Origin of the sequence: Rosenbergiella australiborealis, assembly GCF_018494035.1 — a bacterium.
Taxonomy (GTDB): domain Bacteria; phylum Pseudomonadota; class Gammaproteobacteria; order Enterobacterales; family Enterobacteriaceae; genus Rosenbergiella; species Rosenbergiella australiborealis.
Genome location: NZ_JABBFO010000008.1, coordinates 79,911 through 104,373 on the forward strand (window position 1 = coordinate 79,911; position 24,463 = coordinate 104,373).

Annotated in this window: 22 protein-coding genes and 4 tRNA genes; 14 read left to right on the plus strand and 12 right to left on the minus strand. The window is 46.0% G+C overall.

Going from position 1 to position 24,463, the window contains the following annotated elements; all coding sequences use genetic code 11:
• Positions 1–61: 61 nt before the first annotated feature.
• The 7 genes from cysP (at position 62) to HGT73_RS09820 (ending at position 6,877) form a co-directional block, all read left to right on the plus strand.
• Positions 62–1,072: a thiosulfate ABC transporter substrate-binding protein CysP gene (cysP, locus tag HGT73_RS09790; RefSeq protein WP_214214276.1), complete on the plus strand. Its 1,011-nt coding sequence runs from the start codon at positions 62–64 to the stop codon at positions 1,070–1,072.
• Entirely contained in the window at positions 1,069–1,902 is an 834-nt protein-coding gene (gene cysT / locus HGT73_RS09795) for a sulfate/thiosulfate ABC transporter permease CysT (protein ID WP_214214278.1), read from the plus strand. Before cysP ends, cysT begins: the two co-directional genes overlap by 4 nt.
• A complete protein-coding gene (gene cysW / locus HGT73_RS09800) occupies positions 1,902–2,747 on the plus strand; it encodes a sulfate/thiosulfate ABC transporter permease CysW (RefSeq protein ID WP_214214280.1) in 846 nt (281 codons plus the stop codon). The genes cysT and cysW overlap by 1 nt, the downstream gene beginning before the upstream one ends.
• Positions 2,737–3,813 (plus strand): sulfate/thiosulfate ABC transporter ATP-binding protein CysA, encoded by a 1,077-nt coding sequence (gene cysA / locus HGT73_RS09805; RefSeq protein WP_214214287.1) that lies wholly within the window; start codon positions 2,737–2,739, stop codon positions 3,811–3,813. The genes cysW and cysA overlap by 11 nt, the downstream gene beginning before the upstream one ends.
• An 84-nt stretch (positions 3,814–3,897) precedes the next feature.
• Entirely contained in the window at positions 3,898–4,791 is an 894-nt protein-coding gene (cysM, locus tag HGT73_RS09810; RefSeq protein WP_214214289.1) for a cysteine synthase CysM, read from the plus strand.
• Between the two features lie 80 nt (positions 4,792–4,871).
• The gene (locus HGT73_RS09815) at positions 4,872–5,552 is read left to right on the plus strand and encodes a response regulator transcription factor (protein ID WP_214214291.1); all 681 of its coding nucleotides are present in this window, start codon (positions 4,872–4,874) and stop codon (positions 5,550–5,552) included.
• Positions 5,549–6,877 carry an ATP-binding protein gene (locus HGT73_RS09820; protein ID WP_214214293.1) on the plus strand — a complete coding sequence of 443 codons (1,329 nt, stop codon included), beginning with the start codon at positions 5,549–5,551 and terminating at the stop codon, positions 6,875–6,877. The genes HGT73_RS09815 and HGT73_RS09820 overlap by 4 nt, the downstream gene beginning before the upstream one ends.
• A gap of 35 nt (positions 6,878–6,912) precedes the next feature.
• Here the strand turns inward: HGT73_RS09820 and crr are convergent, their stop codons facing one another.
• The 5 genes from crr to cysZ form a co-directional block, all read right to left on the minus strand.
• The gene (gene crr / locus HGT73_RS09825) at positions 6,913–7,416 is read right to left on the minus strand and encodes a PTS glucose transporter subunit IIA (RefSeq protein WP_214214295.1); all 504 of its coding nucleotides are present in this window, start codon (positions 7,414–7,416) and stop codon (positions 6,913–6,915) included.
• Between the two features lie 41 nt (positions 7,417–7,457).
• The gene (ptsI, locus tag HGT73_RS09830; protein WP_214214297.1) at positions 7,458–9,185 is read right to left on the minus strand and encodes a phosphoenolpyruvate-protein phosphotransferase PtsI; all 1,728 of its coding nucleotides are present in this window, start codon (positions 9,183–9,185) and stop codon (positions 7,458–7,460) included.
• A gap of 135 nt (positions 9,186–9,320) precedes the next feature.
• A complete protein-coding gene (gene ptsH, locus HGT73_RS09835) occupies positions 9,321–9,578 on the minus strand; it encodes a phosphocarrier protein Hpr (RefSeq protein ID WP_214214301.1) in 258 nt (85 codons plus the stop codon).
• Positions 9,579–9,905: 327 nt separating this feature from the next.
• Positions 9,906–10,874 (minus strand): cysteine synthase A, encoded by a 969-nt coding sequence (gene cysK / locus HGT73_RS09840; RefSeq protein ID WP_214214303.1) that lies wholly within the window; start codon positions 10,872–10,874, stop codon positions 9,906–9,908.
• A gap of 116 nt (positions 10,875–10,990) precedes the next feature.
• Positions 10,991–11,746, minus strand: a complete 756-nt coding sequence (gene cysZ, locus HGT73_RS09845) for a sulfate transporter CysZ (RefSeq protein WP_214214305.1) — start codon at positions 11,744–11,746, stop codon at positions 10,991–10,993.
• 215 nt (positions 11,747–11,961) lie between these two features.
• On the opposite strand from cysZ, the gene zipA reads away from it, so the two are divergent.
• The 3 genes from zipA to HGT73_RS09860 all read left to right on the plus strand — a co-directional run bounded on the left by zipA (position 11,962) and on the right by HGT73_RS09860 (position 15,280).
• Complete coding sequence (zipA, locus tag HGT73_RS09850; protein ID WP_214214314.1) at positions 11,962–12,975, plus strand: cell division protein ZipA; 1,014 nt, start codon at positions 11,962–11,964, stop codon at positions 12,973–12,975.
• Positions 12,976–13,043: 68 nt separating this feature from the next.
• Positions 13,044–15,065, plus strand: coding sequence for an NAD-dependent DNA ligase LigA (gene ligA, locus HGT73_RS09855; RefSeq protein WP_214214316.1), 2,022 nt, complete (start codon positions 13,044–13,046; stop codon positions 15,063–15,065).
• On the plus strand, positions 15,065–15,280 hold the full coding sequence (locus tag HGT73_RS09860) for a DUF3820 family protein (RefSeq protein WP_214214318.1): 216 nt from the start codon (positions 15,065–15,067) through the stop codon (positions 15,278–15,280). The genes ligA and HGT73_RS09860 overlap by 1 nt, the downstream gene beginning before the upstream one ends.
• Positions 15,281–15,312: 32 nt before the next feature.
• On the opposite strand, the gene HGT73_RS09865 is transcribed toward HGT73_RS09860, so the two are convergent.
• The 4 genes from HGT73_RS09865 to HGT73_RS09880 form a co-directional block, all read right to left on the minus strand.
• The gene (locus HGT73_RS09865; RefSeq protein ID WP_214214320.1) at positions 15,313–16,845 is read right to left on the minus strand and encodes an efflux transporter outer membrane subunit; all 1,533 of its coding nucleotides are present in this window, start codon (positions 16,843–16,845) and stop codon (positions 15,313–15,315) included.
• Complete coding sequence (locus HGT73_RS09870; RefSeq protein ID WP_214214322.1) at positions 16,846–18,417, minus strand: DHA2 family efflux MFS transporter permease subunit; 1,572 nt, start codon at positions 18,415–18,417, stop codon at positions 16,846–16,848. It abuts the gene before it with no gap.
• The gene (locus HGT73_RS09875) at positions 18,410–19,543 is read right to left on the minus strand and encodes an HlyD family secretion protein (protein WP_214214325.1); all 1,134 of its coding nucleotides are present in this window, start codon (positions 19,541–19,543) and stop codon (positions 18,410–18,412) included. Before HGT73_RS09875 ends, HGT73_RS09870 begins: the two co-directional genes overlap by 8 nt.
• 151 nt (positions 19,544–19,694) lie before the next feature.
• The gene (locus HGT73_RS09880) at positions 19,695–20,672 is read right to left on the minus strand and encodes a bile acid:sodium symporter family protein (RefSeq protein WP_214214327.1); all 978 of its coding nucleotides are present in this window, start codon (positions 20,670–20,672) and stop codon (positions 19,695–19,697) included.
• 93 nt (positions 20,673–20,765) lie between these two features.
• Here HGT73_RS09880 and HGT73_RS09885 point away from each other — a divergent pair, with 93 nt between their 5' ends.
• Positions 20,766–21,683 (plus strand): LysR family transcriptional regulator, encoded by a 918-nt coding sequence (locus HGT73_RS09885; RefSeq protein ID WP_214214329.1) that lies wholly within the window; start codon positions 20,766–20,768, stop codon positions 21,681–21,683.
• Positions 21,684–21,723: 40 nt separating this feature from the next.
• Here HGT73_RS09885 and HGT73_RS09890 read toward each other — a convergent pair.
• Both HGT73_RS09890 and HGT73_RS09895 read right to left on the minus strand, forming a co-directional pair.
• Positions 21,724–21,799 (minus strand) — tRNA-Lys (locus tag HGT73_RS09890).
• A 4-nt stretch (positions 21,800–21,803) separates the two neighbouring features.
• A tRNA-Val gene (locus tag HGT73_RS09895) sits at positions 21,804–21,879 on the minus strand.
• Between the two features lie 267 nt (positions 21,880–22,146).
• On the opposite strand from HGT73_RS09895, the gene gltX reads away from it, so the two are divergent.
• Positions 22,147–23,562, plus strand: coding sequence for a glutamate--tRNA ligase (gene gltX / locus HGT73_RS09900; protein WP_214214337.1), 1,416 nt, complete (start codon positions 22,147–22,149; stop codon positions 23,560–23,562).
• 38 nt (positions 23,563–23,600) lie between these two features.
• Here gltX and HGT73_RS09905 read toward each other — a convergent pair whose 3' ends face one another.
• Positions 23,601–23,951 carry a YfeC-like transcriptional regulator gene (locus HGT73_RS09905; RefSeq protein ID WP_214214339.1) on the minus strand — a complete coding sequence of 117 codons (351 nt, stop codon included), beginning with the start codon at positions 23,949–23,951 and terminating at the stop codon, positions 23,601–23,603.
• A 286-nt stretch (positions 23,952–24,237) separates the two neighbouring features.
• On the opposite strand from HGT73_RS09905, the gene HGT73_RS09910 reads away from it, so the two are divergent.
• Both HGT73_RS09910 and HGT73_RS09915 read left to right on the plus strand, forming a co-directional pair.
• Positions 24,238–24,313 (plus strand) — tRNA-Ala (locus tag HGT73_RS09910).
• Positions 24,314–24,352: 39 nt separating this feature from the next.
• Positions 24,353–24,428 (plus strand) — tRNA-Ala (locus HGT73_RS09915).
• The last annotated feature ends 35 nt before the right edge of the window (positions 24,429–24,463 follow it).

Consider the following 24,463-nt stretch of genomic DNA (forward strand, 5'->3'; position numbering starts at 1 on the left):
AGCCTTATTTATACACTGATAACTTCTTGATTGGCTGACGTTGAGATTGGAATTTTCAGGTATGAAGAGACTTTGTGCACGATTAATGGCGGGATGTGTGGTATTGACTACCCCATTGGCCTATCCAGCTCAGTTACTCAATAGCTCATATGATGTCTCTCGCGAGCTTTACCAATCTCTTAACCCGCTGTTTATTCAACAATGGGATGCCCGGCATCCGCAAGATAAGCTAATAATCCGTCAATCACATGGCGGATCATCCAAACAAGCCTTAGCCATTTTGCAGGGGATGTCCGCGGACGTTGTGACCTTTAATCAGGTACCCGATATTCAAGTTCTGCATGATAAAGGCAATCTTATTCCTAGCGATTGGCAAACCCGTTTTGCCAATAACAGTTCACCTTATTATTCAACGATGGCGTTTGTCGTTCGTCAGGGTAATCCGTTGCAGATTAAAAGCTGGGAGGATTTGGTGAAACCGGGCGTTAAAGTCATCTATCCTAATCCGAAAACCTCTGGTAATGGTCGCTATACATGGCTAGCCGCTTGGGGAGCATTTTCGATTACTCATGGACAGAATTCACCTGCGGTACGTACTGCTATGCGTCAATTAGTGAAAAATACGCAAGTCGCGGATATTGGTGGACGCGGAGCGACGCAGAGTTTTGTTAATCATCAATTAGGGGATGTATTAATTACTTTTGAAGCGGAGGCTCGTGCGTTACAAGCACATTACCCCGCAGAACATTTTCAGGTGATTGTCCCACAAACGAATATTAAAGCTGAATTTCCTGTGACATGGATAGACCGTTATACCGAACGAGCTCGCTCAACCGAAGTTGCAAAAGATTACTTAAATTTCTTGTATCAGCCTGAGGCACAAAATATTTTAACGCGATTTTATTACCGGACTTATCATGCCACTCCTCAAGTAGTGGCGCAGCAGCATTTTCCACCCGTCCATTTTTTTACTGTCGAACAGCAATTTGGCTCATGGCAACAGGCTATGCAGTCACAATTTGCCCCGCAAGGGGAGTTCGATAGATTGCAGGCTGTAGGGTCATCACTATGATTTTTTCACGTCAACGTCGAGTATTACCGGGTTTTGGGTTAAGCCTGGGCACCAGCTTATTTTTTACCTGCTTAATTTTGCTACTGCCGGTCAGTGCTTTATTAATGCAATTATCAAAAATGACCTTAGCGGATTACTGGCGAGTGATCAGTGATCCCCAGCTTGTCGCTGCCTATAAAGTGACTTTGCTTTCTGCAGCCGTCGCATCGTTGTTTAATGCTCTGTTTGGCACCCTAATGGCATGGGTATTAACCCGTTACCGTTTTCCTGGTCGGACGTTCTTAGACGGTTTAATGGATTTGCCCTTTGCTTTACCAACGGCTGTTGCAGGTCTTACCCTAGCCGGACTATTTTCTGCTAATGGTTGGTATGGGCATTGGCTAGTTGAGCATGGGATAAAAGTGACCTACACGTGGTTAGGGATCGCCGTCGCTATGGCATTTACCAGTATCCCATTTGTGATCCGTACCGTACAACCGGTGCTGGAAGAGCTAGGCCCGGAGTACGAAGAGGCGGCAGAAACACTTGGCGCACGACCTTCTCAAGCCTTTTTTCGCGTTATTTTACCGGAAATTGCACCATCATTGTTGGCGGGAACAGCCCTTTCATTTACCCGTAGCCTTGGTGAGTTTGGGGCAGTGATCTTTATTGCTGGAAATATTGCATGGAAAACAGAAGTGATTTCACTGCTTATCTTTGTTCGCCAACAAGAGTTTGATTTCCCAGCCTCTAGTGCCATTGCTTCCGTCATTATGGGGGCATCGTTAATCTTGCTATTTACTATTAATACTTTGCAAAGCCGTTACGGCCGCCGGTTAGGGGGCAAATAATGTCTACGATGGCACGTCCTTGGACGAAATGGATCTTAATCACCGTTGCTGTGTTGAGCGCCGCGATTTTTTTATTGGTACCGCTCGTCTATATATTTTGGCAGGCGCTAAGCGAGGGGGTCGGTACAGCACTCCATAATTTACGTGATGGGGATATGCTTCATGCAATTTGGCTGACCGTATTAATTGCCCTAATTACTGTTCCTGTTAACCTACTTTTTGGCACCTTATTGGCGTGGTTAGTCAGTCGATTCAATTTCCCGGGTCGTCAATTGTTGTTGACCTTGTATGATATTCCTTTTGCGATTTCTCCGGTGGTGGTGGGGTTGCTTTATCTGCTTTTCTGGGGAATTAATGGGCCTGCGGGTAGCTGGCTAGATGCCCATAATATCCAAGTGATGTTTACTTGGCCGGGAATGGTGTTAGTGACGATTTTCGTTACCTGCCCATTTGTGATCCGTGAATTAGTGCCGGTCATGCTAAGCCAAGGAAGCCAGGAAGATGAAGCGGCGATACTACTTGGCGCGAGCGGTTGGCAGATGTTCCGTCGCGTGACCTTACCGAATATTCGCTGGGCGCTTTTGTACGGCGTTGTGTTGACCAATGCGCGAGCTATTGGTGAATTTGGTGCGGTGTCGGTGGTATCTGGAGCGATACGCGGTGAGACCTATACCTTACCTCTGCAAGTTGAGTTACTAAACCAAGATTATAATACCGTTGGTGCATTCACTGCGGCGGCACTATTAGCCGTTATGGCAATGGTAACCTTATGTTTAAAAAGTGTACTGCAATGGCGCCTAGAACGTCAGCAGCACGGCGTACAGGCAGGCGAAAATGAGCATTAATATTAAGCAAATTTCCAAGTCATTTGGTGATACTCAGGTACTTAACCAGCTAAGTCTTGATATTCCCTCAGGTGAAATGGTCGCACTATTGGGCCCATCGGGATCAGGAAAAACAACGTTATTGCGTATCATCGCTGGACTGGAAAATCAGAATTCTGGGGAAATTTTATTTCATGGGCGTGATGTCAGCCACGTTCATGCCCGGGATCGCCAAGTAGGATTTGTGTTCCAACATTATGCACTGTTCCGTCATATGACCGTATTCGATAACATCGCATTTGGGCTGACAGTGATGCCTCGCAAATCACGCCCAAGCAAAGCTGTGATCCGCGACAAAGTGATGAAGTTATTGGATATGGTTCAGCTTAAAGCGTTCGCTAACCGCTATCCCGCGCAGCTCTCTGGTGGGCAAAAACAACGTGTGGCTTTGGCTCGCGCGTTAGCGGTCGAGCCGGCGATTTTATTATTAGACGAACCTTTTGGTGCGTTAGATGCGCAAGTGCGTAAAGAGCTGCGTCGTTGGTTGCGCCAGTTACATGAAGAGTTAAAATTTACCAGTGTATTTGTTACGCATGATCAAGAAGAGGCGATGGATGTCGCTGATCATATCGTCGTTATGAGTCAAGGTAATATCGAGCAACACGGTACACCACAACAAGTTTGGCAAGCGCCAGAAAGTCGTTTTGTCCTGGAGTTTTTGGGGGAAATCAATCGACTGCCCGCAACCGTGAGTGGCCAATGGTTACAGGTTGGCGAGCAGCGTTGGCCATTGAGTCGTCCTTATTGCGTGGAGGGGAATATCGACCTTTTCCTACGCCCTTGGGAGTTAGCGTGGTCAGCACAGGCTGATGCACAACATCGCTTACCCGCTAAAGTGGTCGAAGTGACCCCACGAGGACATTTCTGGCAACTGAGTGTTGAGGTTGAGGGAATGCAGCTCGATCCACTGTCACTGATTAGTCAGCATTCTACCGCCCCTGAGCGTGGAACAACTCTCTACCTTAATTTGTCACAGGCCCGCGTATACCAACAAAACAATCTGTTGGCGCCTCTTGCCTTTGATTAAACGGACTGCTAATTTCGATATAAGCATGATTATCAGCCTAGGTTCTCGCCTAGGCTGATGCCGTTTAAGCGATAGGAAAAAAACGTGATCACCCTAGAAACCACGATAGGTAATACCCCCTTAGTTCGATTACAACGTCTTCCTGATGCCGGAGCAGGAGAGGTTTGGGTGAAACTGGAAGGGAATAATCCCGCGGGTTCGGTGAAAGATCGTGCCGCGTGGTCGATGATACGTGAAGCAGAGTTACGCAACGCCATTAAACCTGGTGATACATTGATCGAGGCGACCAGCGGCAATACAGGCATCGCACTGGCAATGATTAGTGCGCTACTCGGCTATAAGTTGAAATTACTCATGCCTGATAATATGAGTATTGAGCGCCAAGCGGCAATGCAGGCTTACGGTGCCGAGTTGATTCTTATCGATCAAGCACGAGGTATGGAGTATGCCCGTGATTATGCTCAAGAACTGGCAGCGCGAGGGGAGGGGGTGGTACTCGATCAGTTCAATAACCCCGACAATGCACTTGCCCATTTTCGTACAACCGGACCTGAAATTTGGCACCAGACAGCCGGACGGATTACACATTTTGTCTCCAGTATGGGGACAACGGGAACTATCAGTGGCACGGGACGGTTTCTTAAGCAGCAAAATGCCGCAATTCAGGTTATCGGTTTGCAGCCTGAGGCGGGGAGTCAAATTGCGGGAATTCGGCACTGGAAAGCTGAATATCAGCCAAGTATTTATCAGCCACAGTGGGTCGATGACATTGTAATGATGACACAAGTACGCGCCGAGCAGACGACCCGAGCTTTAGCTCAACAAGAAGGAATCTTTGCTGGTGTTAGCTCCGGTGCGGCAGTTTGTGCGGCATTAGCATTGGCTAAACAACATCCTGACAGTGTAGTGGTCGCCATCGTTTGTGATCGCGGTGATCGCTATCTCTCTACCGGAATTTTTAATGCCTCGGTACGTTAAAAGCGTAATAATTGTGTAAATCTAACAGAATATTGCAGGAAAAGCCGTCATGATAAGCAGATTACGTTAGAGGTCATCACATGAAAATTTTATTAGTTGAAGACGATCAAGAGTTAGGCCAAATGTTAAGCCAATATCTGGCTGGCGAAGGAATGAATACCGATGTTATTACGCACGGTAAACGCGCCTTAGAAGTGATTAATCAAACACATTATGATGCAATGATCCTTGATATTATGCTGCCAGATATCAGCGGAATAGAGGTTTTACGTCAGGTACGCCAGCACCACCGTTTACCGATCATTATGCTTACGGCGAAAGGTGAGAATATTGACCGTGTCATCGGCTTAGAAATGGGTGCTGATGATTACATGCCTAAGCCGTGTTATCCGCGTGAACTGGTCGCTCGATTACGTTCAGTAATGCGTCGTTTTGAAGAAATCCCCGCCACGCAGAATGATAGCCATCCACTGGTACTCAAAGAGCTAGTTCTCAATCCAGCCATGCGCTCAGTGATGTGGCAGCAGGACACCATTGACTTAACGGCCTCTGAATTCAACTTGCTGGAATTATTACTCGTTGCGGGTGATCGCGTCGTTTCAAAAGACGAACTTTCCGAAAAAGCACTTGGCCGTACGCGCGAGGCTTATGATCGCAGTGTTGATGTGCATATTAGTAATATTCGTCAAAAGTTAGCAAAAACAACGCATGATCAAATTTTTATCGAAACTGTGCGTAGTATTGGTTACAAAATTCGATGAAGCAATGTTATCCTCGGCGACTATTCACCAAGATGCTGGGCGCTTTTTTATTCGTGTTTCTGGTGATAAGCCAAGTGATTTGGCTTTGTTTTTCGCTATTGACCCACCACGATACTCCCTTTGAGAGGGACCAGCGTAGTTTGCAGCAAGTACAACTTTCGTCAATCGCGGCGGTTATTGCCGAATCAGGGCCCTCAGCAGTGCCGTCGATCGTCAGCCAATGGGATCCTGAAATTCAGCCTAAGGTAGAAATTCTCTCTCCAACAACCTCGCTTCCTGAAGCAGACGACGATAAATGTTGTATACCAATGGTTGTTTCGCAACGGATTGAAGATAAAGCAGGCAAACATTATCTTCTGATGCTCGATTACCGTGAACTGGATCGTTTCGATGGGCATGATCATCGTTCGTGGCATGATGCCATTCATATCCCTACACCCATGATGTTTTTTGCACCCTGTTTAGGCTTATTTTTTAGTCTATTCTTGGCGTGGAACGTGACTCGCCCGATCAGACAGTTACGAGAAGGATTTGCAAAAATATCTCAAGGCGATCTCACCGTCCGACTCTTTCCTTCGATGAGACGTCGTTACGATGAATTATCGCTGGTAGCCAAAGACTTCGATTCAATGGTCGAACGTATCGATGTTTTGGTCAAAGCGCGCGAGGCATTATTACATGATATTTCTCATGAGTTACGCACGCCGTTGGCACGAGTACAGTTAGCGGTAGGGCTTGCTCGTCAGAGTGAGACTAATATTCCACAATCATTGGATCGCATCGATCTGGAAACAGAGCGTTTGGATAGAATGATTGGCGAGCTACTGACGCTGTCGAGAGCAGAGCATGATGGGATCGATATTGATCAATATTTTGATTTTATAGCCTTGTTAGAAGCGATTCTGCTCGATGTTCGCTATGAAGCACAGCAACCTAAAGTCGATGTTGTTGCCCATTACGATAGTCTAAAGTCAGTAACAGTTCGTGGTAATGCTGAATTGATTCGTCGTGCGATTGAAAACGTGTTACGCAATGCACTACGTTATTCCGCACGTGGCCAAGTTATCGTTGTTAAATTAGAGGTTGATCGTGATACCTTGCAACTGACAATTTGTGATAGCGGTCCGGGTGTGGCGGAAGAGAAGATATCCAGTATTTTTGACCCCTTTGTCCGCTTACAGTCCAGCCTTTCTGGCAAAGGTTATGGATTAGGATTAGCGATTGTTCGTAAGGTGATCACGGCACATCACGGTGAAGTTTCTGCTACCAATCGCCCAGAGGGTGGGCTTAAAATAACGATTCGATTACCGCGTTGGCCTGAATAAGTTAACGCTCATCGTAGGATGAGCGTTGACCGCGACTATTTTTGAATCCGCATAATCGGTGTTTCGCCGACCGTAACATGACCGGATAGTTTAGACAGGGATTTAATTTCATCCATGTTGGAAATGACGACCGGCGTTAGGGTTGATTTCGCTTTTTCCTCAAGAAAAGCTAGGTCGAACTCAATAATGGGATCGCCTTTCTTTACTTTTTGGCCTTCTTCCGCGAGGCGTTTAAAACCTTCACCTTTCAGTTCAACGGTATCAATACCAAAGTGCACAAACAGTTCTACACCATTGTCTGACTCGATTGAGAATGCGTGATTAGTCTCGAAAATTTTACCAATTGTACCGTCTACTGGCGCGACAATTTGATTACCGTTGGGGCGTATCGCAATACCATCACCGACAATTTTTTCTGCAAATACGACATCAGGAACATCTTCAATATTCACAATCTCGCCCGACAGGGGGGCAATAATTTCTATGTTACTAGAATCGCTATCCGATTTGTCGCCAAAAAGTTTAGAAAACAATCCCATGATCTTCTCCTAAGCAATAACGTCGAAACACTTATGACAGGTTAGCAAAGTGTTTTTTCTTTAATAAACTTATCAACGAGTTTCGTTAAGTCTTCAGCGGTAGGTTGCGCGAGCGCTTCGGCAGCTAACGCCTCAACATCTTTGAAATTAGTGTTACGAATAATTTTTTTGATTCTAGGGATGGAGATAGAACTCATACTAAATTCATCCAGACCCATACCTAATAGTAACAGTGTAGCACGTTCATCCCCCGCTAACTCACCACACATTCCGGTCCATTTTCCAACAGCGTGAGATGCGTCAATAACTTGCTTGATAAGAAGGAGCACAGAAGGGCTCATTGGGTTGTAGAGATGCGAAATACGATCGTTACCACGGTCCACGGCTAACGTGTATTGGGTTAAATCGTTGGTGCCGATACTGAAGAAGTCGACTTCTTTGGCAAGGTGATGAGCGATGGCTGCGGAAGCAGGAGTCTCAACCATAATACCGACTTCAATGTTCTGGTCAAACGCTTTGCCTTCTTCGATTAGCTGGGATTTTAAGGTTGCCAATTCTGCTTTCAGTATCCGTACCTCTTCGACAGAGATAATCATCGGGAACATGATACGTAACTTCCCAAATGCAGAAGCTCTGAGGATTGCGCGCAGTTGTGCATGGAGAATTTCTTTACGGTCCATACCAATACGAATCGCTCGCCAACCTAAGAATGGGTTATCTTCTTTCGGTAGGTTCATGTAGGGAAGGTCTTTGTCCCCACCAATATCCATCGTCCGAATAATCACTGCTTGGGCTCCGACGGCTTCTGCGACGGCTTTGTAGGCTTCAAATTGCTCTTGTTCAGACGGTAAAGAATCACGGTCCATGAACAAAAATTCAGTACGATAGAGGCCGACACCTTCTGCACCGTTACGCTCTGCCCCCGCAACATCACGTACAGTACCGATGTTGGCACAGACTTCCACATGATGGCCATCTAAAGTAATAGCCGGTAAATCTTTCAGTTTGGCCATTTCGTGTTTTTCATCTAACCATGTGGTTTGAATGTCACGAAGTTCTGCGATCTCTTCTTCAGAAGGATTGACCAATACTTGGTTGTTCACCGCATCAAGAATGAGAAAATCGCCATTTTTCACTGATTGTGTAATCGTACCAATGCCCACAATTGCGGGGAGCTCAAGGGAGCGAGCCATAATCGAAGTATGAGAGGTTCTTCCCCCCAAGTCAGTGATAAATCCCAGCACCTTATCTAGGTTCAGTTGTGCGGTTTCTGAAGGCGTGAGATCTTTAGCTACGAGAATTGATTCTTCCGCGATAGCACTGAGATCGACAATGGTGAGGCCCAGAATATTTTGGAGCAAACGTTTTCCAATATCTCTAACATCCGCGGCACGTTCTTTAAGGTATTCATCATCCAACTCTTCGAGTGCCGTCGCTTGGTCCTCGATGACGGCATGGACTGCAGCATCAGCGCTCTGATGATTTTTACGGATAAGATCAATGATTTCTTGCTCAAGCTCTTCATCTTCCAGCAGCATGATATGCCCTTCAAAGATGGCCTCTTTTTCCTTACCAAATGTTTCGCCCGCTTTCGTCTTAATTGTCTCTAACTGTGAAGAGGCTTTCTGACGGCTTTCAAGAAAACGATTAATTTCTTGATCAACCTGGCTAGGATCGATTTTATGGCTATTGATGACAATGTCATCTTCTTTGAGGAGAAGTGCTTTACCGAATGCAATGCCGGGTGACGCAGGAATACCAGAAATCATAATCTTACCTTTAAATCAACGATGCTTAAGTGTAAATACTGGAAGTAAGCGCCCAAATGTAGCGACTCAACGGGATGATTGAGTGTAAGGCTATGCTTGATCAACAATCAATGGGCTTATCGTATTACGTGCTAATTATTCAAGTTCAGCCATTAATTTCACTAGATGTTCAATCGCTTGCTGTTCGTCTTCTCCCTCAGCACTCAGGGTAATGACTGTGCCTTGTGTTAGTCCGAGCGTTTGCAATTTAAACAGGCTTTTCCCACTGGCTGTTTTGCCTTGAGAGGTCACGGTAATTTCTGATTGGAAAGTTTTCGCTTCTTTTACGAATTGTGCTGCGGGACGAGTGTGTAATCCATTTGGTGCAGTAATCGTGACTTCTTGTTGAAACATATTTTTCCCCAAAATTTTCAAAAAGTGTATCGAGAAACCCTAATCATAAAAAGACAGTGGCATTCGCCAAGTGGCTTAACGGTGATAGCCAAGCTAAAAGTTATACTTCAATTAAGCCTATTACCCTACCGTTTTATTAGGCCGGGATGATCAAACGCATAAAATTTCTAGCATTATTTTGTCGTTGAAAATAAATCTCAGTGTTGATACCAGAAGAGGCAGGAACAAAGCAAATGTGAACTAAGTGGAATTGAGATCTACTGCACAAAAAAAGCACCTAAGGGTGCTTTTTATAATATGCTTTTTTAAAAGCAAGAAGAAAGTCGACTAACTATTGTCTTTTTCTGTGAACAGATCTGCAAATAACGCTGTTGATAGGTAACGTTCGCCTGAAGAGGGAAGGATAACGACAATATTTTTTTCAGCAAATTCGGGTTCTTGTTGCAGTTTTAATGCTGCGGCCACCGCTGCTCCTGAAGATATTCCCGCGAGGATCCCTTCGGATTCCATTAATTGGCGTGCAGTATTGATGGCCTCATCATTCGTGATGGTAATCACTCTGTCAATAAGACTGAGATCGAGGTTTTGAGGAATGAAACCTGCTCCGATCCCTTGGATTTTGTGCGGACCCGGAACGATTTCTTGGCCTGCTAGAGTTTGTGAAATAACTGGGGAATCAGTAGGTTCGACCGCAACCGCATAAAGACTGGTTTTCCCTTTGGTTTGTTTCAAATAGCGTGCAGTCCCTGTTAGGGTTCCGCCGGTACCGACACCAGAAATTAAAACATCGACTTCACCATCGGTATCTTCCCAAATTTCAGGGCCGGTTGTCTTTTCGTGAATTTCAGGATTAGCTGGATTACTAAATTGCTGCAGCATAAGGTACTTAACGGGATCACTGGCGACGATTTCTTCTGCTTTGGCGATCGCGCCTTTCATGCCCTTTGCCCCCTCGGTTAAAATTAACTGAGCACCTAGGGCTTTTAAGAGTTTACGACGTTCAACCGACATGGTGTCTGGCATGGTCAAGGTCAGTTTATAGCCTCGAGCTGCGGCGACATAGGCTAAGGCAATACCGGTATTGCCGCTAGTGGGTTCTACTAGTTCTACACCCGGCTTTAATAGCCCTTTTTTTTCGGCATCCCAAATCATATTTGCGCCAATTCGGCACTTAATACTAAAGCTTGGATTGCGAGATTCTACTTTGGCAAGGATACGTCCATTACCTAGGCGGTTTAACCTCACTAAAGGTGTGTGGCCAATCGTTAACGAGTTATCTTCGTAAATCTTACTCATATCCTGTCCTTAACTCTTTGAATTTTGCGGAACGTAGTGAGAATACGCTTTATATCTTTCCAGTGAAGTGACGAAATGATATATCGATATGTCAGAGTGCAATAACTCCACGTATTTTACGTTATATAGGTGTGACGATAACGGTCGACCCAAAGTGCGGTAGCCCCGCAAACGGCAATCGGCATAATCACCAAATTGATAATCGGGATCATCGTCAGAAAACTAATCAATCCACCAAATTCTAGTTGAAGCTGGCGATCTCGGGAAAGATTTCTACGCATGGTAGCAAAAGCAACTTTGTGATTATCAAAAGGGTAGTCACAATACTGAATCGCCATCATCCAAGCGCCAAAAATAAACCATAAAATGGGGGCGATGAGTTGACCGAACCCTGGGATAAAATGAACCAATAGTAAGCCTATTGCGCGGGGCAGATAGTAGAGAAATTTTTGCCATTCTCGTTTCATTATTCTCGGTAAATCAGCAATCAGTGACCACCAGCTCATTTCATTAAGCGTATGCCCGGTTAATCTTTGCTCAAGTTTTTCAGCCAATAAGCCGAAGAAAGGTGCGGCAATCCAGTTAGCCAATGTTGAGAAAAAATAACTGAAAATCAGCACGATAGATACGACAGCTAAAGGCCATAGTATAACATTTAGCCATGCGAGCCAGTGGGGGACATGACTCATCAATTGAGGGATCCATTGATGAAGTTTGGTAAAAAGCCAATAAAAGGCTGAACCGAGCAAAAGGATGTTAATCAGAAGAGGAACAATGACATAACGTCGAATCCCAGGCAGGCAAACTAAATGGCAGCCTATTTTGACATAAGTAAAGCCAGATGAGGGTAAGGGCTGTTGGCGTTGCGGCATATCTGAATACTCGTAATAGGAAATACAGCTTTATAGTAACGTTTTTTTTGCAGTGGCGAACCCTCTGCTGCTGCTAATTTAATCATTTACACCAGATTAATGGTATTATTCACGATAATTGGCAGTGTAGGCTTGCACTTATTCGCGCTGACCAATACATTTAGTGATATATAGGTGCCTATTATAGGCAAAGTGTTTGAACAACAGAGAATATAGTGATGCAGGATTTGCGTCTGATCTTAATAGTTGTTGGTGCTATCGCGATTATCGCGCTATTAGCGCACGGTTTATGGACTAATCGTAAAGAGCGGTCTCGTGTTTTCCGTGATCGTCCACATAAGCACTTTACACAACGTCGTGATGAGAGTTACGACGAAGAGGAAGAAGTGGCTTCTGTACAGGAGACATCTTCTGTATCGATGCCTCAACAGGCACCGCGTCGTGACACTGCGGCTGTTCAGCGCCGCGAGGCTACGCCATCTTCTTCTCACCCCCCCCATCAACCGTCAGCGAAAAGCAGTTCACTTCGTGACAGCGTGCCTTTACACGGTGATCCCCTGCTCGGTGACGATATACCCGTTGCTAAACAGAGTAAGCAGACGCCTCCTGTTGTGAATGATAGGGGTGATGAAGATACTCACGCTATTACACAACCTGTACCGGTTGATGCCCCCCTGAACGAGGAACCTGTTCAACCGGCTCAGCGCGAAACGGTTAACCCGTCAGCGGTTGCGGCGTCTTCCGAGGTCGCTAAAAGCGAGTCTGAATCGGCGAAGACTGCTTCACAAGGCGCGCCGGAGAGCAAAGAGCGGCTCACCGAAACGGTACTTGTGCTGCATGTCGCGGCTCATGCTGGGAGTGAACTCAATGGCGAGCCTTTACTGCAAGCTATCCTGCAAGCGGGTTTTCAGTTTGGCGAGATGAATATTTTCCATCGCCACCTTAGCCCTACAGGCAGTGGTCCAGTGCTTTTTAGCTTAGCCAATAGCGTTAAACCTGGTTCATTTGACCCAGACCATATGAGTGATTTTACGACACCGAGCATCTCTATTTTTATGATGGTGCCTTGTTACGGTGATGCCCATCAAAACTTTAAATTGATGCTGCAATCCGCTCAGCGTATTGCCGATGATGTCGGCGCTGTGGTGCTGGATGATGAACGCCGTATGGTTACCCCACAAAAACTTGAAGTTTACAAAGCGCGCATTCGTGAAGTCATTGGCCACTAATCTCTAGTGACTTCTCTCAAACTATCAACCCCCGCCTGTCGGGGGTTTTTTATCATGGTGCATTTATTATGGCTAACCTTCAACAACAGTTAGACCGCTTACGTCAGCAACTTCGTTATCACGAGTACCAATATCACGTGCTTGATGCACCCCAAGTACCGGATGCGGAGTATGACCGTTTACTGCAACAATTACGTGAAATTGAGTCATCACATCCTGACTTGATTACAGAGGATTCCCCTACTCAGCGTGTCGGGGCTAAACCACTGAGTGTGTTTGAATCCGTACAGCATGAAGTACCGATGCTCTCATTGGATAATGTTTTTGATGAAGCAAGTTTTCATGCGTTTATACGCCGGGTCACTGAACGACTCTCGGTGTCCGCCAATATTGACTATTGTTGTGAATTGAAACTTGATGGATTAGCCGTCAGTTTGTTGTATGAAAATGGTATTTTAGTGCGAGCTGCTACACGTGGCGATGGGGCGACTGGCGAAAATATTACTCAAAATATTCGCACAATTAGAGCGATCCCACTCTCTTTATCCGGTAGCGATATTCCGCGTAGACTTGAAGTTCGTGGTGAAGTATTTATGCGACAAAAGGGATTTGAAGCGCTTAATGAAAAAGCTCGGAAAAAGGGGGCTAAGGTCTTTGCTAACCCACGTAATGCCGCTGCAGGTTCTTTACGACAACTCGATCCGAGTATTACTCAACAACGTCCCTTGAGTTTTTATTGTTATGGGGTAGGCGTCCATGAAGGGGGAGCCTTAGCGCAGACCCACTTTGATCGCTTGAAACAACTGCGTGATTGGGGATTACCCATGGAGCCGCATGTGACAGTGTGCGACTCAGCACAGGCGGTGGTCGATTTTTATCATCACGTCATTGAACAGCGTACCCAACTGGGTTTTGATATCGATGGCGTAGTGATCAAAGTGAATGACTTATCTCAGCAGCAGCAATTAGGCTTTGTTGCCAGAGCGCCGCGTTGGGCGACGGCATTTAAATTTCCTGCCCAAGAGCAATTGACTTATGTGCGTGATGTTGAGTTCCAAGTTGGCCGTACCGGTGCTATTACGCCAGTAGCGCGTTTAGAACCGGTACAAGTCGCGGGTGTATGGGTGAGTAACGCCACCTTACATAATGCTGATGAAGTGGCACGGTTAGGGTTGAAAATTGGCGACCGCGTAGTCGTACGGCGCGCGGGCGATGTTATTCCACAAATTGTCAATGTGATTGAAGCGGAGCGTCCGATAGAGGCTCGAGACGTCATTTTCCCCCTACATTGTCCCGTTTGTGGCTCCGATACTGAGCGCGTAGAAGGGGAAGCGGTTTTACGTTGTACAGGTGGCTTAATTTGTGGGGCGCAGCGTAAAGAGGCGTTGAAACATTTTGTTTCCCGTAAAGCGCTAGATGTCGATGGCCTGGGCGATAAATTAATCGAGCAGTTGGTTGATAAAGAATACGTTATGACGCCTGCTGACCTCTTTCGTTTAACGGCCGGAAAATTGACGGGTCTTGAACGTATGGGCCCCAAGTCTGCCCAAAACATTATTGATGCGTTAAACAAATCTAAACAGACAACGCTTGCGCGTTTTATTTACGCCTTAGGGATACGTGAAGTCGGTGAAGCAACAGCCTTAGCACTCGCGACCCATTTCGTTACGTTAGATGCGTTTATCAACGCGTCAATGGATGAGTTAATCGCGGTGTCGGATGTGGGAACGGTAGTTGCCACGCATATTCGTCATTTCATGGACGAAGAGAGCAATCGAAAGGTCATTCGTCAACTGATTGATGATGCGGGTATTCATTGGCCGATAGCGGAGAGTGTCGTTGATGCTGAGGTGGCAGACTCCCCGTTTAATGGTAAAACAGTGGTTCTTACCGGAACGCTTTTTCAAATGACGCGTGATGAGGCGAAAGAAAAGCTCTTACAACGTGGGGCGAAAGTGACAGGCAGCGTCTCGAAAAAGACAGATATGTTGATAGCTGGCGATGCTGCAGGCTCCAAGTTAGAGAAAGCGCAGGCCTTAGGGATTACTGTCATTGACGAGCAACAGTTAATTCGATTGTTGGGGGAGTAATGCCAGATAAAGAACAGTTAATAGAGCTTGCCAATTGGCGTATGCCTTTTGGTAAATACCAAGGTCGACGCCTTATTGATTTACCAGAAGAGTATCTTTTGTGGTTCGCCCGCAAGGAAGCCTTTCCTGAGGGACATCTCGGTCAGCTTCTACAACTCGCTCTCGCCATTCGTATCGAAGGCCTCGAGCACTTAGTGATGCCACTTAAAGGTTAAACTGCTTCGCCCGGATGACGGGCGAAGCATCATTAATGACTCGTCACGCTAGCTTGCTCTGCTTCCCCAAACACCGAATAGTGTGGTAGTGAAACGGAGGACTGTTGTTCCCAACCGCCACCAAGTGCTTTGTATAGCGCAACTAAATCGATGACAGTTTGTGCCTGAGCCTTAATGGCCTGTTGCCGGGTGTTGGCTAATTGCCGTTCGGCATCGAGTACTGTGATATAGGTAACAAACCCATTCTTATAGTTCTCGCTAGCAAGTTGATAGGCACGATTTAGAGCATCACTTGAGAGGGTTAGCGCCGTTACTTGTTGTTGATCTGTTTGATAACTGACCAATGCATTTTCCACTTCTTGTAAGGCATTAAGTACGGTTTGCCGATAGTTAAGCACTGCTGCAGCCTGCTCGGTTCGTGCTAATTTAACATTGGAGACTAATCGTCCCCCTTCAAAGATCGGTAAATTGATCCCCGGGCCGATGCTGTAGAAATGACTACTCCAATTGTCCATATAGCTGATATCACTATTTCTAACGCCTAATTGACCCGTTAACGAAACGCTAGGAAATAACTGTGCAACCGATACGCCAATATTAGCGGTTTGGGCGTGTAAGTTCGCTTCTGCCGCACGAATATCAGGTCGGCGTCGAGTGAGTTGTGCTGGAATTCCCACCGATACCCATTTGGGTAAAGCGGGAAGCGGTTGTGAGGCGGTAAGTTCGTTATCTAAAGCTCCCGGTGTTAGACCGAGTAATACCGCCAGGCCATTTTTGGTCTGGGCAATTTGTGATTCATATTGTGGGCGTTGAGCTTGTAACGCCGTGAGCTGAGCCGTGGCACTTTCTACATCACTGCTTGGCGCTAGGCCGTTTTGGCTCTGACTCTGCGTGAGTTCGAGAGTTTGTTGCGCGATAAGGATTTGTTGACTAACCGATGCTTGCAGAGCTTGAGCCGCTCTCAACTGTAGATAGGTGCGGGTCACTTCCGCTTCAAGAGAGACGAGTGCATCATTGTGTTGTTCTATCTGTTGTTGTGCGCTAGCTTGTGCCATCTCGATTGTTCGGCGTGTTTTCCCCCACAAATCCAGTTCCCAACTTGCGTCAAAACCACCTTGATAGAAATTGATGCTCCCCGTCGCTTGATGGGCAATATCGCTAGGTAACGTGTCGTAGAAACCTTGAGATTGGAGTTCGCCTTTAAGCCCTAATTGTTGTTTCGAGTAAGTGGCTTGGCCATTGAGGATCGGGAATAACCCCCCTTGTGCACTCGAAACTTGCTCGCGTGCGCCGGCGATGCGTAACACGCTTTGCTGTAAGCTCAGATTCCCTTGTGTTGCACGTTGGATCAGGCTATTGAGCTCTGGGTCATTGAAATTATGCCACCAACTTACTTGGGGATCGGTCATCTGTAGTTGCGAGGCTTGTGAACCCTTTGCATTATGCCAGGTTGCCGATAAATGATTGTCGGGTGCTCGGTAATCAGGTCCTACTGCACAACCCGAAAGTGCAAGCACGAGTAAAGACAATAATAGTCGCTGAGTCTTCATGTTTTTTGCTTCCATTTAGTGGCCTCCTGCGCTGCCTTCACTCTTCACGGGAGCGAGTAAAAAACAGAAGGGGATCATTATAAGCGCGATCAGACAAAGGCCATTGAATACATCGATATATGCTAGAAAGCGCGCTTGGCCAATCATCTGTTTATACAACTGTGCGGCAGCGAGTTGGGAGCTGTCTCCTACCAAAGAGGTAAAATTATGGATAGCCGCACCGATTTTTTGAAGAGTGAGGTTGAAGGGTTCATTTAGTTGCCCGGTATGGTCGGCCAGATAAGCGGAACGTGTTTGTTGACGTTCGGTAATTGCCGCGGTCGAAAGTGAAATACCGATCGAACCTGCCACGTTACGAAATAAGGTAAACAGTGCCGAAGCATCGGCATTTAATCGCTGTGGAATAGTGATAAAGGCAATCGTAGTTAAAGGCACGAACAAAAAGCCTAACCCGATCGACTGGAGACTTCGCATAATGACCAGTGAGGTAAAATCTAACGTTGGGGTCATCTGTAAACCTGAATACAAAAAAGAACCCATAAGACATAAGAAACCAAACATAATGATTAAGCGAGTTTGCACAATCGGCATTAACTTCAGTACTAAAGGGATGGTGAGAATAATAAATATAGCACCGGGAGTTAATACAAGACCCGCAAGGGTCGCGGTATAGCCTAAATCTTGTTGGGCGAGTTGTGGGATGACGACTGAACTCCCATATAAAATAAAAGCCATTGCCGCCATTAATAATCCAGCAACCCAAAAATTACGATCGCGCATCACGAGAATATCGACCACTGGACGACGTGCATACATCAACCAGTAAACGGCACCGACTAATCCTACCGCGGCGAGTATCGCAAAAGTGATAATAAAAGAAGAGTTAAACCAATCGGCGTCTTCCCCACGGTCTAAAAAGACCTGCAAGCACCCTAAGCCGAGAGTAATTAAACTGATGCCTATATAGTCAATCCGCAATTCCCCTTTTTTCGCCTTGCGTTCCCAAGGCGGATCTTCGAGGAGTTGATAAATGGCTAGTGTAGTGAGAACACCTACGGGGATATTAATAAAAAAAATCCAGCGCCAACTATAATTATCAGTGATCCAGCCACCAAGCGTAGGACCAATAACCGGGGCGACAATGATGGCGATCGATGAGAGGCCGAAAGCCTTACCGCGATCTTGCTTACTAAAATAATCTAATAATACGGATTGTTGTACAGGTTGCAGTCCCCCGCCAAAAAAGCCCTGTAAAATTCTAAATAAGATCAGTTGCCATAATTCAGTGGCAATGCCACATAGAAAAGAGCAGATAGTGAACATCACAACACAAATAAGAAAATAGTTTTTCCGGCCAAACAGTCGGCTAAGAAAGGCAGAAATAGGCAGAACAATACCGTTAGCGACTAGGTAAGAGGTCAATACCCAAGTCGCCTCATCATAACTGGAGGAAAGCGAGCCGGCGACATGGGGGAGGGCAACGTTAACAATAGTTGAGTCCAATACCTCCATAAATACGGCTAAGGTGACGGTGAGGGCAACCAGCCAAGGGTTATAGCGTGGTTGCCAGCGTTGAGAATCACTCATCAACGCGAACCTTAGGCTCTACCGATAAGCCTAAAGGGAGAGGGTGTTGAGGATCAAGGCCCTTATCAATAATGATTTTTACCGGAACACGTTGCACGATTTTTACGAAGTTTCCTGTGGCATTTTCCGCAGGGAAGGTGGAGAAATGCGATCCAGAACCCATTTGAATGCTGTCTACATGTCCTTCTAGCTTAAGATCCGGCCACGCATCGACGGTGATACTGACCTTGTTACCTGGATGCATATATTCAAGTTGTGACTCTTTGAAGTTCGCGGTAATCCAAATTTGCGGTGAGACCAAGGAGAAGAGCGCCGATCCTGCTTGAACAAGACTTCCTACTTGGACATTGCGCTTAGTCACGTATCCGTCGTAAGGGGCGCGAACTTCGGTATAAGAGAGATTCAAGTTTGCGGTCGCTAATTGTGCTTCTGCTTGCGCGACTTGTTGGCGCCGGGTGGCAATATTCGTTTCTTGCTGGTGGAGTTGTAGAGGAACTTGGGAGGCAATTTCAACCTGCGCTTGAGCTTGTTGGAGGTCTGCTTGTGCAGCTCGCCATTGCGATGTTGCGCTGTCGATATTACTCTGCGTGGTTGCTCGTGGATCGACGCCATGTTGGCGACGATAGACGGATTCCGCATTGGCTAAGTTTGCTTTCGCTTTTGCTTGATCGGCTAAGGCTTGATGTAATTGAGCCGGATATTGGACTTTAGCTAACGCATACTGCGCTTGTGCTTGTTGGAGTTGTGCTTGTGCACTACCTAGTTGTGCTTGTGCTTGGTCACGCTGAGCGGTGGCATTACGGGGATCAATAAGGATTAACAGGTCACCCTGATGCACAAATTGGTTATCATTAACCGCGAGCTTTACCACATAGCCGCTAGTTTGTGGGGAAATTGTCGCCGCATTGCCATCGGTAAAGGCATCATCGGTTGTTTCAATCCCCCGGTTCATCAACCAAAAAATAAGCGCTACGATGAGAACAATTAATGTAATCACCGCTAAAATAACAAGTGGCTTTTTACCCGGACGTTGCCGCGGGGGTGTTTCAGTATTATCTGCCGACGTGGACGGCTGATCTTGCTCAGCATTATTCTGTGCGCTTGCGTCTCGCGTAGTGTCTGTCATGGCTTATTCCATCCTAAAAATAACCAGAAAGTGACGTTGTCCACGTCTTCTTTGAAAGAGTGTAGATAGAATATAACCTTTTAGCGTTAAGAATGGAGAGAAAGTTTTCACCCAGTGAATCGGTCACTGAGTGAAACAATCCCTCGAGGGATCAGTCGTTCTGAGCCTGTTCAGCGGCTTTCTTATAGCGCTGGGCAATCCATGAACAAGTCATTAGCTGAATTTGGTGAAAAATCATTAATGGCAAAACAATAATCCCAACACTACTCGCAGGGAAAAGAATGTTTGCCATCGGTACACCGTTAGCCAAACTCTTTTTCGAGCCGCAGAAAAGAATGGTAATTTCATCGGGACGGCTGAAGCCAAAAAGACGTGCGACCAGCAGGTTGATAAGTAGGGCGATGGCTAATAACAAGATGCAGCCCACAAAAATCCATCCGAGTGTCGTGGCATCCACTTTATGCCAAATACCGTTGACGACGGCCTCACTAAAGGCGGTGTAAACAACCAGTAGAATTGAGGTTTGGTCGGTTTTACCGATTAAACTACGATGGCGTTCTACCCATCCGCCAATCCAACGGCGTGCAATATGGCCCAGAACGAAAGGTAAGAATAACTGAAGTAAAATTTTGCCTATCTGTTCAAGCCCATTACCTGGCATACCACTGTGTACGTTCATCACTAAATTGACCAATAGTGGTGAGATAAACACGCCAAGCAGGCTGGATGCTGAAGCACTACAAATCGCTGCGGCAACGTTTCCACCGGCTAATGAAGTGAAGGCGATCGCGGATTGGACGGTAGCCGGTAAAATACACAGATAAATAAATCCCGTATAAATATCATTGCTGACATTGACGGGGTGCCACCAAGTGAGTAGACAGCCAAGGATAGGGAATACCACAAAGGTACTGCACATGATCCATAAATGCAGTCGCCAATGGCTGCTTCCTGCAATGATTTTCTCTCGCGAGAGTTTAGCGCCATGCATAAAGAATAGTAGGGCGATAGCCGCTGTCGTGAGTAACTCGACAATCGGTACAAACCCCCCTCGAGCGGGGAAAAAAGTGGCGAGTAATACGGTAATAATTAATTTGACCATCATTGGGTCGAGACGAAGAAAGCCCATAAGTGTTTCCATGCAGTAGATAATAATTGGATTGTGCGTCAAATTAAGTTAGAAATATAATTGATTTATTATATGAATATATGAAGAAAATAGATGAATTATAGTTTACGACAACTACGGATTTTTGTAGCCGTTGCCGAACAGCAAAGTTTCAGTCGCGCGGGTGAGTTGATTGGGTTAAGTCAATCGGCGGTGAGTCATGCGGTTAAAGAACTCGAACAAACATTATCACTGCGTCTGATTGATAGAACGACGCGAGAGGTCGTATTGACCCTTGCGGGTAAACAGTTGGCATCACGTATGGCGCTATTAATTGATGATATGGATAGCTTGATTAAAGGTCTGCATAGCTATGGTGAACAGCGAACTGGAACGGTAAGAGTTGCCGCGAGCCAAACTATCTCGGCCCAGTTAATGCCGCATTGCCTCGCTGCCTGTCAACAACGTTATCCTGATATACGGTTACTGCTACAAGACAGCGTTCAGCAATCCGTTGTGCAAGCTGTGCGACAAGAAGAAGTCGATTTCGGGATTGTGATCGAACTACAAAATACCGGTGATTTTGAAACGCAGCCTATTTTGCAAGATTCCTTCTTATTGCTTTGCCGTGAAGATGACCCTTTGGCGAAACAATCATTAGTGACGTGGCGTGATATTGCACAGCGGCAATGCGTATTACAAGATTATGCGTCAGGAAGCCGCGTGTTAATCGATGCGATTTTCCAACAACAAGGCGCTTATCCTGATGTTGTTCAACAAGTCGGACATCCGAGCACATTGTTTACAATGGTCGATGCGGGAATAGGAATAAGTATCTTACCTGCTCTAGCGCTTCCCTTACCACGCGAAAGTGAGCTAGTGGTCAGACATATTGAACCGGAAAGAGGGCGATTATTAACCCTTATTCGGCGTAGAAACCGCTCTTTAACTCCCTCGGCAGAAGTCATTTGGCAATTAGTGGTAGAGCAAGCACAGCAATTGGCGAAAAGGCGGAAGATTTCGGTAAGGTAGAAACGAAAAAAGCACCCAGAGGGTGCTTTTTTACTGAATTTGGTGGGTCGTGCAGGATTCGAACCTGCGACCAATTGATTAAAAGTCAACTGCTCTACCAACTGAGCTAACGACCCGAAGTGGTGGGTGATGACGGATTCGAACCGCCGACCCCCTCCTTGTAAGGGAGATGCTCTACCAACTGAGCTAATCACCCCCGCTGTGTGGAGTCGCATTATAGGGATAGTTGATGTTGAGTCAACGCTTTTTATCAGTTAATTTTCTGTTCGGTTTAAATTTCACCATTCTGTCTCCCAATTAACCTATTTGATGGAAATTGACCCAACAATTTCATCCCGGACTGAGATTAGTCATCTCTTGTCATTGAGGAATAAGCGCTAACTGTTACACTGTGCAAAGCGTAATTCTCTTCCACACGGTTTTATCGGGTCTTCAACCCTATGTACGTAAAGGCAAATCTCAAATGAAAATCAAAACACGTTTTGCACCTAGCCCTACAGGCTACCTTCATGTCGGTGGCGCGCGCACCGCACTCTATTCGTGGCTCTACGCACGTCATAACCAAGGTGAATTTGTACTGCGTATCGAAGATACCGACCTTGAGCGTTCGACCCCCGAAGCGATTGAAGCCATTATGGACGGGATGAATTGGTTGAGTCTGAATTGGGATGAAGGCCCTTATTATCAGACCAAACGCTTTGATCGTTATAATCAAGTTATTGACCAAATGCTTGAAGCAGATACTGCTTACCGTTGTTACTGCTCGCGTGAGCGTTTGGACGCGCTGCGTGAACAACAGATGGAAGCCGGTGAGAAACCGCGTTATGACGGATGTTGTCGCGATACCGACCATGGGCATACGGCAGATGAACCTCATGTGGTACGTTTTCGTAATCCCCAGGAGGGATCGGTAATTTTTGATGACCAGATCCGTGGGCCAATTGAATTTAGTAACCAAGAGCTTGACGATTTGATCATCCGTCGTACAGATGGATCACCGACCTATAATTTCTGTGTCGTTGTAGACGATTGGGATATGGGGATCACGCATGTTATTCGTGGCGAAGATCACATCAATAACACGCCACGTCAAATTAACATCCTTAAAGCGATTGGTGCAGAAGTCCCGGTTTATGCACACGTCTCAATGATTTTAGGTGATGATGGTAAAAAACTGTCGAAACGTCATGGTGCGGTTGGTGTCATGCAATATCGTGATGATGGCTTTTTACCTGAAGCGCTGCTGAATTATCTGGTAAGAATGGGCTGGGCGCATGGCGATCAGGAAATCTTCTCTGTCGAAGAGATGGTTAATTTGTTCCAACTTGAAGCCGTGAGTAAATCGGCCAGTGCCTTTAACACCGAAAAACTGTTGTGGTTGAACCATCACTATATTACGACGCTGGCTCCAGAATATGTCGCGACGCAGCTACAGTGGCATATCGATCAACAACAGATTGATACTCGGACGGGACCAGAGCTCGCGAAGTTAGTCACGCTATTAGGCGATCGCTGTAAAACATTGAAAGAAATGGCAGAAACTTGTCGTTACTTCTATGAAGACTTTACGGCGTTTGATAGTGATGCAGCGAAAAAGCATCTTCGCCCGGTTGCTCGTCAGCCGCTTGAATTGGTTTCGCAGAAATTGGCAGCAATTACTGAATGGAATACAGAAGCCGTACATCAAGCAATTGAACAAACCGCAGCAGAGCTTGACGTTGGAATGGGTAAAGTCGGTATGCCATTACGCGTTGCCGTGACAGGGGCTGGTCAATCACCAGCTTTGGATGTAACGGTTGAAGCGATTGGTCAACAGCGAAGTGTCACGAGAATTGCTCAAGCATTAGCTTATATTACCGAACGCGAAAGCCAAGCGTAATATTCTGATTTACCGGCAGTTTTTACTGCCGGTAAGTATTAAGAAGTGATCCCAAGACGATGTAATATACCGCTAATCCCCTCTCGCAATAACAGTGAAGTAAGCTGTGCTTTCTCTTCCTCACTCATTTGCTGAAGCGTACTTAGCAATATTTGAGTCAATTGATCTTTGCGAACCGTATAATGATTTCTGGGTTCCGCAGCGTGACGTAATGATTTTAGAAACTCGGTGACTTGATAGTCGATATGCACTAGCCGCGCTTTTCCGCCTTGTACACCCGGTTTTGCGACAGTGGTCCATCCTTCACGTTTAATCCATTTATTGATCGTTTGGCGCGAGTAACCCGTTTCCTGTGCAATTTCTTCAGGTGTCATCCATTCCTTATTCACAATCAGTCCCTTCTAGTTGATTGTTTAACGTTAACTCGTAATTATGAAAAATAGCGTGAAGCGGGATAAAATAAAAGGGTTAATCATAGAGATTATGCGTTTACTCATATTTTCTTGAATTAACACTGTCTATAAATGAGAAAAAGGCTAATAAGCGTTTTTAGGGTAACTTCCTCATTTTTTGCTGTTATTTTAAGCGGTTGCACTGCGCTAATAAAAATGACGTTGACAGAGATTAACGAGTTACCTATTATTCCGGCGTCGGTAACATGACACCTTCGTTGAAGGGGCTATAGCTCAGCTGGGAGAGCGCTTGCATGGCATGCAAGAGGTCAGCGGTTCGATCCCGCTTAGCTCCACCAAACTCTTTTATGGGTTCGGGTAATGAAGATCTCAGATGTGGGGGTATAGCTCAGCTGGGAGAGCGCTTGCATGGCATGCAAGAGGTCAGCGGTTCGATCCCGCTTATCTCCACCAATTCATCATTTTTCCTCTTTATTTTTAATCTCTTA